This window comes from Streptomyces sp. NPDC059874 (genome assembly GCF_042731135.1).
GTDB lineage: Bacteria > Actinomycetota > Actinomycetes > Streptomycetales > Streptomycetaceae > Streptomyces.
In genome coordinates this window covers 40,598-52,779 of record NZ_JBHWJY010000040.1, presented here as the reverse complement: position 1 = coordinate 52,779, position 12,182 = coordinate 40,598, and the positions used below count along the sequence as shown (strand labels likewise).

The window sequence follows — 12,182 nt, the reverse complement described above, 5'->3', positions numbered from 1 at the left end:
GGGATGTGTTCGACTGACGGGCCCACATCAGGCCATGTCAGTGGCGGGTGACACGCTTACGGCGTGCTGATTCCGGGATACGACGACGGCCCACTGGTCGCTGGGGAGCCGTTGCCGGCTCGCCCGGGCTTCTGGTCGAACCACCTCATGGCGCTGTGCGAGGACGGGACGTGTGTTGAGCGTCCGGTTCCGGAGTGGTTCGGCGATGACGGCGCCGACGCCGATGCCCTGTCCGAGACGCTCTTCGATCCTGAGCGCTGGCCCGTCTTCCGCGTGCCCGCCGCCGACGGTCCCGGAGTCGTAGTGATCTACCGCAACCTGGTCGGCGACTACGGCATCGACTACCTGCTCACCCACCCGGGTCACAGCTACGCCCAGAAGATCGCCGCCTGGCAAGGGCACCTGCCGGGGAGCGGGCTGGTCTGGCAGGAACTGGCCCGTATCGCCGATACCCCGGCCCCCGACGCCGAAGGGGTCCGGGATGCGGCCGCACGTCTCCTCCTGATCCTTCCCCTCTTCAACGACCTGGACATACCGTCGGCGGCGCTGACAAGGATCCGCGCTGCCCTGACTGCGGTGGGAGCGCCGGAGGACACCGCCGCCGACACAGCAGAGCACCTGATGGGCCACCTGACGAGAAAGCCGTCGCACGATCCCGGGTGGGGTTCGCCGCTGAGCGACGGCTAGGGGTTAGCCCGGGCTGCCGGCACCCGCACTCTTGTGATGGGATGTCCGACGGCGGGCGCGTCGGACACGGTGCGGATACGGAGAGGCTGAGTCATGACGAGCGGGCACGCCGGCTGGGCAGACTCCGACGCCGGACTGCCGGCGACGCGCGCGCTGGTCCGGAAGTCCGGGCGAGCTCGGCGAGGGGGCACGAGGTCCGCCCCGCCGGGTTCGACGCCCGCCCGCCGGCTCGTCTTCCTCGGCCGCCAGTCGGGAACGCGGCGGGCGAGGCCCGAGGAGCCCACGGCGGGATCCTCGGCGAGTGCAGGGGATGGTCTTCGGTCATCTCAACTCGGGCCCTCCCCTTCGTTCGACAACGGAATCACCGGCGGCCACCGGGGAATTCGACCGGGCTCGTGGATCGGTCCACGCCGACACGATGGGTATGCGAACCAGGCGCTTCACGATCGACCTCAAGCTCTGACCGACCCCGCCGAGCGACACAGCCCGCGTACTAGCCGCCGCAGCTCGCGAACGCTTCGCCGGAGCCGCCGCCTCGGTCCATGGGCTCCCTCGGAGGGCGGGTCAACAGGCCGCTCTCCTCGGTGAACCGGGGGAGCTGGGCGCGCAGCGCCGGGGCGCCGAACAGGGCGACGCTCAGCAGCAACGCGTCCGGCCGGCGCTCGGTCGCCCGGCGGACTCCCGCCTGGTCGCGGCGCAGCCGGGCGAGCAGTGCCGCGCCGCGCAGGGTGCGCCGGGGCCATACCCACAAGGCCACCGCGCCGGCGTCGGCGAGGAGGTCGAGCGCGAGCCACACCGCCGTCTGCCCGCCTGCGGCGGCTCCGAGCGGGGCGGCGGCGAAGACCGGCAGCAGCAGGCTCCGTACGACCCACACCCGTCTGCGGGACACCACCAGCCGCGCCCGCTCCAGCTCCGTCGACACCCCTTGGACGGCACGTTGCACCCGCTCCATGCCTTGCAGGCGGCGCGGGTGCAGGGGCCCGTACAGCACGTGGTACTGGGCGCGGGCCACCTCGGAGCAGCCGCGCGGCAATCGGGCCTCGCCGGGTCGGACGGTCTGCCGCCATCCGGCTTCGACCGAACCGGCCAGATACAGCTCGACCAGCCCGGTCTGCGCCGCACCCCGTCGGCCCCCGCGCAGCAGGCCCGTCTCGACGGGCGAGAGCCGCCGGTCGAGTGGGTCGGGCACCGGGCGCAGGTCGGGGCGAAGGCGTAGAGCGGCAGCCATCAGCAACAAGAGCCACGCGGCTCCTGCCGACACCGCGTTGATCACGAGCACGGGCCACCACCCCTCCTTTTGGCACCAGACTGGCGTCAAATCACGTTGTCCGCCAGCCGGTTGCCGGCGCAGGCGCCCGGAATGCCGGTCCCGATGACTGGCCACGCGACGTACGACAACGGGCCTCGCCGCGTTCTCGTCGGTCGCCGACGTCCCCAGGTGGTCATGCGGGCATGCGGTCGTTCTCGGTGGCGACGGCGGAGGCGGACAGGAGGGTCGCCACGGCGAGGGTGCCCCAGAGGGCGGTCGGGCCGTGGGGGGCGAGGGCGGTGATGGCGGCCGGGGAGACGGCAAGGCCGAAGCCGGTGGAGAGTTCGAAGCGGGCGAGTGTGCGTCCCAGGGCATGGGCCGGGGCGAGGGCCGTCACGAGAGCGGTGGCGCTGCCGGCGTAGATGATCTCGCCGAGGGTGCAGGCGACGGAGACGGCGGCGACGGCCGGGGCGGCCCACCCGTTCGCGTCCCCGTGTCCCAGGGACGTCACGGCGAGGAAGCCTGCGTACGACGCCGTGAGGACGACGCCGGCGATGGTCAGCGCGGTGCGCCGGGAGTATCGGGACATCAGGATGGTGACCGGGACTTGGAAGGTGACCACCAGCACCGTGTTGGCCACGAAGATCGCTGCCGACCACACCGGGGAGGCGTCCAGCTGTGTCAGCAAGACCAGCGGGAGCGCGATCTCGGGGACGTTGAGGCAGAAGACGTAGACCACGTTGGCGGCCAGTAGGGCGCGCATGCGGGGTGCGGGCTCGTCGTGCCCGGCGGACGTGACGGACAGGGTTGCCGCCGGCTCCACGCGCACGCGGACCGACCACGCGAGGCCGGCGGCCACCAGGTACGCCAGGCCTGTGGCGCCGGCCAGCGTCTGCAGGGCCGAGGTCCCGCCCGCCAGGCAGGCCATGGCGAGGAGCGCCCCCACTCCCAGCCCCGCATTGCGCAGGGCGCGTCCCGCCGCGAGCGCGGTGTCACGTTCGCGCCCGTGGGCGATGGTGGCGACGAGGGCCGCGTGGGCGGCCGGCCATGCCTGGTTGCCGATGCCGAGGAAGAGGGCCGCGGCCGCGAACGGCCAGATGTGCCCCGGCGGGGTCGCCAGCAGCACGGCCACGCCCGCCACGCGTATCAGCATCGATGCGGCGACGACGGTGCTGCGCGCGCCGCGGTCCAGCCAGCGCCCGACCGCGGGCATGCACAGCAGTCCGATGACGATGCCGGCCGTCATCGCGATGCCGGTGGCCGGCGCGGACAGGCTGAGCACCGACACTCCGTAGAGGAGGAGGAAGGGCCTCAGCAGGCCGGTGCCGAGGGCGTCGACGGCCAGGGCGACGGCGTAACGGGGGCCGCCGGAGGCGCGGACGAGGGCGCGGGGCCGGACCTTGGAGGTGTGGGTGGTGCTCGTGACTGCCATGGCGTGAACGGTGGGTTCGCCGGCCCGGCCGGGCACGTCGGTTGACGGAGACCGTCAACCGACGTCGTCGCCGCCCGCCGGGGCGGTGATGATGTGCGGATGACGTTGAGGATCGACATCAGCGGCATGCCGCCCGAGCGGCTGCGGTTCGCCGCCTCCCCGCTGGCCGAGCTGACCGCGATGCTGCACGTGCTCGCCGAGCCGGAGCACCATCCGCAGTTCGCGGCCTGGGCTGCCGATGTGTGGGCGGGGCTGCGGCCTGGGCCGGCCGAGCGGTTGCGGGAGGCGGAGTTCCTCTGGCGGGCGTCACAGGCCGACTTCATGCTGCCCGCGCGGCCCCGGCCGACCCTCGCGGAGGAGCTGGACGACGTGGACCGGATCGATGACGAGACGTACGTGTCCGCCGCACTGGTCACCACGTGCGGCAACCGGATCCACCTCACCTCCCCGTCGCCCCTCACCGATACCGCTGCGCGGGAGCTGGCTCTGGAACTGGCCCAGGCCCGAGGACCGCGCCAGGAAGCGTTCGCGGAACGGCTGCTCGAGGACCCGACGGCGGTACGAGCGCGGGTTCGCGACACCCTGGAGGCCTGCGCCGAAGCCTTTTTCAACGCGGCCTGGGCCGACTCCGCCGTCCAGCTCGCCACGGACCTGCGCCTGAAGAAGGACCTGCTGAAGCGCCAGGGCCTCGGGGCGGCCCTCGCCTCGGTCTCCGGCGCGGTCACCCTGGCCCCGGACGGCGACTGCATCCTCGTGGACAAGCTGCTGGACAAGGCGACGACCGCCCACGGCACCGGCGTCACCTTCATCCCGAGCGTCTTCGGTCGGCCGCACCTGGCGATGGTCCACGCGCCCGGCTGGCAGCCGGTGGTCCAGTACCCGGTGGCCGAGCCGGGCCCGTCGGAGCCGGTCTCACTGGACACGGTCACCCTGCGTCTGGAGGCCCTGGCCCACCCGGCACGGCTGCGTCTGCTCCGCACCCTCGCCCGGGGCCCGCACACCAACGGCGAACTGGCCCACGCCTGGGACCTGACGCCCCCGGAGGTCTCCCGCCACCTGGCCCTCCTGCGGCGCGCGGGGCTCCTCGTAGCTCGGCGGGAGGGGCGGTACGTGCGCTACAGCCTCAACCTGTCGGCCCTGACGGCGCTGGGGACCGACCTGCTCGCGGCGGTATTGCGGTAGCCCGACTTCCTCGGTCGCCGTCCCGCGACAGGCCCTGGGGCCGCGGACCGCTGCTTCGCGTTCGGCTGTTGCCGCCGTGAGTGCGGCTCTTGACCCTCACCTGGCGTCAGGCTGCATGGTCGTTGCCGTGGAAGATCACTGGACCGTGGGACGCGTGGCCGAGCCGGCCGGCGTGAGCGTCCGCACGCTGCATCACTATGACGCGATCGGGCTCGTGCGTCCGTCGGCGCGGACCGCGGCCGGGTACCGGGCCTACTCGGCGGGCGACGTTGAGCGGCTCAGGGAGGTGCCGGCCTACCGGCGGCTGGGCTTCGGTCTGCGGGAGGTTGCGGAACTGGTCGGCGACTCGTCCACCGACGCGGTCGCGCACCTGCGCCGACTGCGCGGCCTGCTGCTGGAGCGGCGTGATCGAGCTGACGCCATGGTGGAGGCCATCGACAGGGAACTTGAGGCGCGGGCGAAGGGACTGAAGGTGACACCGGAGGAGCAACTGGAAATGCTCGGTGCACGACTGTACGACGCGATCGGCGGCGCCTACACGGCGACACACGGTACCTATCCGCGGATCGCCGCGCAGATCTGGGATGCGCTCGGGGACGCGCAGACGGTGCTGAACGTCGGGGCCGGCACCGGCTCCTACGAGCCTGCCGATCGCGACGTGACCGCGGTGGAGCCATCGGCGGTCATGCGGGGGCAGCGGCCTGCGGGCTCGGCGCCGTGCGTGGCCGCCGCCGCGGAGAGCCTCCCGTTCGAGGACCGCTCCTTCGACGCCGCGATGGCCGTTTCCACCGTTCACCACTGGGGGGACCCGATGGCGGGGCCGCGCGAGATGCGGCGCGTGGCCCGACGCGTGGTGGTGCTCACCTTCGACACCGACGAGCCCGGATGGCGGGACCGGTTCTGGCTCACCCGCGACCACCTGCCCGAGTTCGCCACCGTCCTCACGGAATTTCCCTCACTGGCCGGGATGGCCGATGCGATCGGCGCCCGCGCCGAGCCGGTGCCCATCCCGTGGGACTGCGCTGACGGCCTGTTCGAGGCGCACTGGCGCCGACCGGGGGCGTATCTGGAGGATCACGTGCGCCGTGCGATGTCGGTGTGGACGAGGGTCGGGCCGGAGGCCGAGGAGCGGGCGGTACGAAGCCTCAGCGACGACCTCGATTCCGGCCGGTGGACCGAGCGCAACGGCCACCTCTCCGACCTCGACGCGGCAGATCTCGGCCTCCGCCTGCTCATGGCTTGAACCGCGTCGCAGCGACAGCGTCATGGCGACTCCTGGACATCCCGCCGTTCTCGCCGAGCCGTTTTTCGTGAGCGTGGCTGTCGGGCGGGCCCGTCGCTCGTAATGAGCGACGGGCCCGCCTCTTTGGTGGCCGGGGCGGGATTTGAACCCGCGACCTCTGGGTTATGAGCCCAGCGAGCTGCCGACCTGCTCCACCCGGCGACCTCCACCGTAAGACGCCGGGGCGCGCGGGCGCGAACGAATATCCGGATGATGCCGTTGCCGTGGCCGGTGATCGGGGACCGCCGCGCGCACCGTGCCGGCTCAGTTCTCGTCGAGGTAGAGCTTCGTCGCCGGCCGTTCGCACAGCACGATCAGGGTCACGGCAAGGATGAAGGCAATGACGAAGCCTGCCAGTTGAGTGAGGGAGGCGTCGTTGTCCCAGTCGGCCCCCGCCGCCATGCCGCCCATACCCAGCCCGGCCAGGACCGCGGGTACGAAGGCCAATTGACTCAGCCGGTCACCTGAGTGGGCCACCCCGGCGAGCACCTTGACGCCGTTGCGCAGGAGGCCCACGCCGAGGGCGAGCACGGGCAGCCCGAACAGCCCGAAGCCGTTCCCGTCCGTGAGGAGGAGCAGCACGTACACCGCGCCGCATGCGACGACGACACCGAATGCGATGCCCATGGCACCCGCGCCGGTGGCCGACCCCGGCCGTTGACGCGGCCGCTCCGGTCGAGGCCGCCTTGACTCCATAGAGAAACCGCTCATTGCTCAAACTCTCTTTCTGTCGTCCGGTTTTGCTCTGTTACAACCGGCGTCGACGCTTTGCCCAGTGGCTCTGCGCCATGCCCTGTGGATGCCCCGCACACGCTCAATGGCGCCAGGCGGCCACGATGCCGAGCACGACGAGTGCGGTGGTCGCCAGCAGGAGGCATCCACGGCTCGCGACCGGGCTGCGTCTTCGGGTCTCGACCTGGCCGCCCGGGGAAGAGCCGGGGTGCTTGCTGGCGTAGTGCTCGATCTGTCGGCGGAGTCCCTCGGACTTCTCGAGCCAAGGTGTCTTGAAGCCGCACTCTCCGCACCAGTAGCGGTTGGCCACGTCGGCTCCTCGCCTTCCGTCGGTGTGTGGCGCTGACGACGATGGTGACCCTGGTGACGTGGGCTGCACAGGTCAGACACCCGGCCATTGGTGACCGGCGGCCACAGGTAGGCTCGGGGCCGTTCGTACTGGTTGCTCAGGGGAGATGGTGGATGACGGAGGACCTCGGCACCTTGCTTCGTGAGCTGCGCGATGGAGCGAACCTGACGCAGGAACAGGTGGCCGAACGCTCCGGGGTCAGCGTGCGCACCATCCGCCGGCTGGAGAGCGGTAGATCCACGAACCACCGGACCGGAACGGTGAATCTGCTCGCGGACGCACTCGGCCTGGACGAAGTGCACCGTCTGCGTCTGGCCGCCGCGCTCACCAACTCGTCCAGCTCACTCGCCGCCCGAGCGGGCACCGGCACGGGACAGCGGCCCGAACCCTCACCGGAACGTTTCCCCATACCCGACCCGGAACCCGGCTCGGCGATCCGCGACACCGGTGCCCACGGCCCCGGCCACGGGGTGTGGGCACCCGCCCCACCCGCCCGATCGCCCGTCCACGACGCACTCGCCGACGCCGCGCAAGAGCTGGCGACGGAAGTCCGGCGCCGCTGGCGCCACGAGGAGGCGCAACGCCGCGTCCACGACCCGTTCCCGCTGCCTGTCCGGTGGAAGCCGGCGCCGGCCGTTCTGACCGACCGCGCCGAGAACATCCAACGCCTCGGGCCGGGTGAGACTCCGCGTGCGGTGGATCTCGATGGCGACCTGCGGAGCATGGCCGAGGTCTACCTCAGGATCCCCTCCGGACGACTGGTGATACTCGGCCGGGCCGGCTCGGGCAAATCCGTCCTCACGATCAGGCTCGTCCTGGACCTCCTCGACACCCCGGCCCCGCACCACCGCGTTCCGGTCATCTTCAGCATCGGCTCCTGGGACCCGTCCACCACCACACTGCGGGATTGGCTGATCGGGCGACTGCTGCGCGACCACCCGCATCTGGCCCGCCGCAGCTCCGGCGGGGCCTCCCTGGCAGCCGTACTGGTCGACACCGACCTCATCCTGCCGGTCCTGGACGGGTTCGACGAGATCGCCGAAGGCCTGCGGCGGGACGCCTTGGACGCCCTCAACGCGACCTCCTTACCGCTCGTCCTCACCAGTCGGCGCGACGAGTACGCCGAGGCCGTCCGGGCCGCGCACGCGCCCCTGGTGTGGGCCGGCGGCATCGAGCTCACCGACCTCACCCTCCAGGACCTCGCCGACTACCTTCCCCGCACCTCCCGTACCCTCCCGCCCGACGAGAGCGACGCCCGCGGCACCGACCCGGCCGGCTCTCCATGGGACGTGGTGCTCACGCAGCTGCGCACGCGCCGGAGCCCGGCACACGAGAACCTCGCCACGGTGCTCACCACCCCGCTCATGGTCATCCTCGCCCGCACCCTGTACAGCGAGACGCCCGGCCGGGATCCCGCCGAGCTCCTCGACGCCGCCCGGTTCCCCTCGGTGAAGAGCCTGGACGAACACCTGCTGGCGGGGTTCGTGCCCGCGGTCTACCGACGCCGTGTCCCGGAACGGGACGCGGCCGGCCGGCGGCCCGGGGCGTCGTACGCGGACCCGGTCCGGGCCGAAGGCTGGCTCGGTCACCTCGCCCACCACCTGGTGCGTCTCGACCGCGAACGTCAGGATCTCGCGTGGTGGCAGCTCGGCGATTCGATGTCACGGCTCCAGCGGACCCTCGCCTTCATCCTCGCCACCGCCGTGAGCATCGCCCTGGCCGACTGGCTGGTCGGCCTACTGCTCACCCCCCTCTCCGTCAGCGAGGTCCTGCTCCAGGGCGGACTCATGGGGCCCGCCGTCGGCCTCGGATTCGGAGCCCTCCACGCGATGACGGACAGATCCGGCGGCGGGTTCGAACCAGCCCGTGTCCGGCTGACCCTGCGCGCCGCCCGCGACGGTCTCGGCCGACGGTCCCTGCGCACCTTCTCCTTCCGGTTCGGGCAAGGTCTGATCGGCGGGACCGTCATGGGCATCGGATGCGCCTGCGCCCTCACCCTCCAACGCGCGCTGGTCTCGGGGACGCCGCTCACCGACCCGCACGTGGTGCAGGGCACCCTGATCAACATGCTGGTCTTCGGACTGATCTTCGGCTCGGCCGCCGGTCTCGTCTTCGGGCTCATGTCCGCGCTCGAAGCGCCTGTGGACGTCACCGCGGCGGCCACCCCGGTCAGTCTGCTGTCCGCGAACCGTACGACGGTCTGCCGTCAGTTCCTGATCCTGGCTCCGGCGTTGACCCTGGCCATCGCCGTCGGCGGGTACCTCATCGTCGATCTGCTCCGGAACGTGATGGGACCGCTCAACTGGGGTCTTCAGGACAGCCTGTTCATCGGCACGGTCGGCGGCCTCGGCGGCACGGCCTCCTACGTGCTCACCTTCACCGCCTGGGGTCAGTGGATCGTCCTGGCACGTGTCTGGCTGCCCTTGGCCAGCCGACTTCCCTGGGACCCCGCCGCGTTCCTGGACGACGCCTACCGCCGGGGGGTGCTGCGGCAGACCGGGGCCGTGTTCCAGTTCCGCCACGTCCGGCTGCAGCACCACCTCGCACGCGTGTTCCGCAGCCGGCACCGGGACTTCGCACCGGCCACCTTCACGACCCCGCCCGCCGGCGCCCCGTCGCCGGGGGAGCACGACGACGGGTGACCTCGGAGCCGACACGGTCGGCTGCTCCCCCGGGCGCCGGTCACCGATGGCCGGTCGTTTGGCCTGTCGGCCGGGCGGTACGGGGCGCCAGCATCGGAGGAACGTCCCGCTCGCGGCAGCTCGCCGCGGCGCGGGCTTCCTCGATGAAGGGTTCGCCGATGACTTCCCTGCGCCTCACCACATTCGGCGCGGCACTCGCGCTCACCGTCCTGGCGGGTGCCGGCGCCGCGCACGCCGCGCCGGCCACCGCCACGCCGGCGGTCACCGACGCCCACGCGGCCTCCGCCGACGTTCCCCCGTTCTCGAACGGGTTCGGTCTGACCTTGGTGCCCGAAGACACGCAGGTGCACAGCCCCACCGACTTCACCCTCACCGTCACCACGGCACAGCTCTCGGGGAAGCACAGGATCCGCATCCTTCTCCCCACCGCATACGCCACCGACCCCGACCGGCGCTGGCCGGTCACCTACTTCCTGCACGGTGGCAGCGGCAACGTGAACGACGTCGCGGCAGCGCCGGCACTGCATGCGGAATCGATGATCACCGTGGTTCCGGACGGCGGGCTGAAGGGCTGGTACGCCGACTGGCTGATGCAGAACACCGCCGAAGGGAAGGCGAACTGGGAGACGTTCCACCTCACCCAGATCGTCCCCTTCATCGACGCCAACCTTCGTACCCGCAACGACCGGGCCCACCGGGCCGTCGTCGGGCTGTCCATGGGCGGCTTCGGCTCGCTGCACTACGCCCAGGCCCGCCCCGACCTGTTCGGACACGTGGCCGCCCTGTCGGGCGGCATCGACTTCGGCATGTGGCAGGTCCGCGCGGCCGTTCTGGGGACCGAACTCAACGTCACGGGCGCCTGGTGCGCGAGCAGTACTTCCGGTTCGGCCGGTTCCGGCCAGTGCACCGGTTTCGGCCCCGTCGTGGACAGCGACGCGATCTTCGGCTCTCCGTACCCGTTCTTCGACGCCGACCGCGTGTGGAAGGCGGTCGACCCGGCCGCGCCGACCAACCTCGCCAAACTGTCCGGCACCGGTATCACGCTCTACACCGGCAACAACGACCTCATCGACGTCCACACCGAAGCGGCCTCGAACACGGTCAAGGCCCGCCTGGACCAGCTGGGCATTCCGAGCCGCCTCGTCAACTACGGCAACGGTGCGTCGCTGGCCCCGAGCTGCAACGGCGGCCACAACTACGGCTGCTGGGCCCCGGCTTTCGCCGACTACGTCCCGCGCCTCGAAGCCGCCTTCGCCGCAGCGGGCTGACCGGCCGAAAGGAGGGAAGACATGGAAGAGAAGGACACCTACGAGAAGCCCACCGACGAGGTCGTGGCGCTGGCAGCCGAACGCGGACTCGGCCAGTGGCAGCGGACCTTCCGGATGAAGCAGAGCCGCCTGTTCGGCAAGCACAACGCGTCGCGGCTCTACATCCACGCCAACGGCGCGGTGGTGACCGGACCCGAGGGTTTCCGGGCCGCGTACGACTGGGAGACCGTGCGGGTCCTGCGGTACATGAGCACCCGCAACGGCGTCCCGTGGGACGCCCGGTACACCCTGTTGGACCCGCAGGGCGCCGCGGTGAACATCGGCCCGGGCACCCGGGTGTTCCTCAAGGAGGAGAAGCAATCACTGGGCATCACGTCAGTGGTGCAGGGTGCCCTCTTCCTGTGGCCGGACGTCTGGGGGGAACACATCATGCAAGCCGTCACGCGGACGCAACTGCTTAAGGTCCTCGACGCCATCGAACGCGGCGGGACGGTGGACTTCGGTGCCTACAAGGTCGACCGGAAGGGCCTGGCCGGCCGTAAGCACTCCGCTCCTTGGTCCGACATCACCACGATCTCCTCCTTCAGCGGAAGGCTGATCTTCAACGGCTCCCAGAGGCGCACGACCGTGGACAGTGCGGACCTGCAGAGCATCGCCAACGTGGATCTGTTCCTCCGGCTGTGCCGGGGTTTCAAGGCCGACGGCAGGTGACGCGCCGCCGGGCGGAGCCTAGTGCTGTGACCCGGTGAACCTTTCCGGTCACAGCACTAGTCGCCGCGTCCGGTGGCGAAGTCCCTCGCCCGGTCGACCAGTCCGGTGCCGGCGGACAGCAGCCGGTGGTGCGGCTGCGAGGCGAGGACGCCGGGGTGCGGCCTGGTCGGCGCGAACCTCTTGGTCCGCCGGACCTTGGCCCCCAGCTTCACCAGGGCTTCGGGGGAACACGCCTGGCGGAGCCGGGGGAAGAGGTTCTCCTCCTCGTCGTGCACGTGGGCCGTGACCTCCGCCTTCAGCGCTGCGATCAAGTGGTCGAACTCGGGGCCCGCGGCGTCCAGTCCCTCGAGGTCCTTGAGCAGCTTCTCGACGAGGGCGTGGTCGGCCAGCTCCTTGTCCGCGATGAGGTCCCCGTCCGGGAAGTGCTCCCGGACCGCCGGGTAGAGATGTTCCTCCTCCGCAACCGAGTGCCGCACCAGTTCGATGGTCAGCTGCTCGGCCGCCTTCTGGCGTTCGCCGGCCGGTGTGGTGTGCTCGATCCTGTCGAACAGTCCGGCCACCTCGCGGTGGTCGACGGTCAGTTCGGCGATGATGTCCGCTGCCTCCGCCTGTCCCTGCCCGTGTCCCATGCCGTTGCCCCTTCCCTAT

Annotated in this window: 11 protein-coding genes and 1 tRNA gene; 6 read left to right on the top strand and 6 right to left on the bottom strand. The window is 71.3% G+C overall.

Going from position 1 to position 12,182, the window contains the following annotated elements:
- Nucleotides 1-63: 63 nt before the first annotated feature.
- A complete protein-coding gene (locus ACFV9H_RS22900; protein ID WP_385401176.1) occupies nucleotides 64-687 on the top strand; it encodes a hypothetical protein in 624 nt (207 codons plus the stop codon).
- Nucleotides 688-1,180: 493 nt separating this feature from the next.
- Here the strand turns inward: ACFV9H_RS22900 and ACFV9H_RS22895 are convergent, their stop codons facing one another.
- Nucleotides 1,181-1,966, bottom strand: a complete 786-nt coding sequence (locus tag ACFV9H_RS22895; protein WP_385401173.1) for a TIGR04222 domain-containing membrane protein — start codon at nucleotides 1,964-1,966, stop codon at nucleotides 1,181-1,183.
- 163 nt (nucleotides 1,967-2,129) lie between these two features.
- Complete coding sequence (locus tag ACFV9H_RS22890; RefSeq protein ID WP_385401170.1) at nucleotides 2,130-3,368, bottom strand: MFS transporter; 1,239 nt, start codon at nucleotides 3,366-3,368, stop codon at nucleotides 2,130-2,132.
- Nucleotides 3,369-3,467: 99 nt separating this feature from the next.
- Between ACFV9H_RS22890 and ACFV9H_RS22885 the strand changes: the two genes are divergently transcribed.
- Nucleotides 3,468-4,550: a DUF5937 family protein gene (locus ACFV9H_RS22885; protein WP_385401167.1), complete on the top strand. Its 1,083-nt coding sequence runs from the start codon at nucleotides 3,468-3,470 to the stop codon at nucleotides 4,548-4,550.
- Between the two features lie 115 nt (nucleotides 4,551-4,665).
- Entirely contained in the window at nucleotides 4,666-5,793 is a 1,128-nt protein-coding gene (locus tag ACFV9H_RS22880) for a MerR family transcriptional regulator (RefSeq protein ID WP_385401165.1), read from the top strand.
- 124 nt (nucleotides 5,794-5,917) lie between these two features.
- Here the strand turns inward: ACFV9H_RS22880 and ACFV9H_RS22875 are convergent.
- The 3 genes from ACFV9H_RS22875 to ACFV9H_RS22865 form a co-directional block, all read right to left on the bottom strand.
- Nucleotides 5,918-5,994, bottom strand: a tRNA-Met gene (locus ACFV9H_RS22875).
- Nucleotides 5,995-6,096: 102 nt separating this feature from the next.
- Entirely contained in the window at nucleotides 6,097-6,459 is a 363-nt protein-coding gene (locus tag ACFV9H_RS22870; RefSeq protein ID WP_385401162.1) for a hypothetical protein, read from the bottom strand.
- Nucleotides 6,460-6,646: 187 nt separating this feature from the next.
- The gene (locus ACFV9H_RS22865; protein WP_385401159.1) at nucleotides 6,647-6,874 is read right to left on the bottom strand and encodes a hypothetical protein; all 228 of its coding nucleotides are present in this window, start codon (nucleotides 6,872-6,874) and stop codon (nucleotides 6,647-6,649) included.
- A 152-nt stretch (nucleotides 6,875-7,026) separates the two neighbouring features.
- Between ACFV9H_RS22865 and ACFV9H_RS22860 the strand changes: the two genes are divergently transcribed.
- From ACFV9H_RS22860 to ACFV9H_RS22850, 3 genes are all read left to right on the top strand, one after another.
- The gene (locus ACFV9H_RS22860) at nucleotides 7,027-9,555 is read left to right on the top strand and encodes a helix-turn-helix domain-containing protein (RefSeq protein WP_385401156.1); all 2,529 of its coding nucleotides are present in this window, start codon (nucleotides 7,027-7,029) and stop codon (nucleotides 9,553-9,555) included.
- A 158-nt stretch (nucleotides 9,556-9,713) separates the two neighbouring features.
- Nucleotides 9,714-10,823 (top strand): alpha/beta hydrolase, encoded by a 1,110-nt coding sequence (locus tag ACFV9H_RS22855; protein WP_385401153.1) that lies wholly within the window; start codon nucleotides 9,714-9,716, stop codon nucleotides 10,821-10,823.
- A 21-nt stretch (nucleotides 10,824-10,844) separates the two neighbouring features.
- Nucleotides 10,845-11,534 (top strand): DUF6585 family protein, encoded by a 690-nt coding sequence (locus ACFV9H_RS22850; RefSeq protein ID WP_385401150.1) that lies wholly within the window; start codon nucleotides 10,845-10,847, stop codon nucleotides 11,532-11,534.
- A gap of 56 nt (nucleotides 11,535-11,590) precedes the next feature.
- On the opposite strand, the gene ACFV9H_RS22845 is transcribed toward ACFV9H_RS22850, so the two are convergent.
- On the bottom strand, nucleotides 11,591-12,163 hold the full coding sequence (locus tag ACFV9H_RS22845) for a hemerythrin domain-containing protein (protein WP_385401148.1): 573 nt from the start codon (nucleotides 12,161-12,163) through the stop codon (nucleotides 11,591-11,593).
- Between the last annotated feature and the right edge of the window lie 19 nt (nucleotides 12,164-12,182).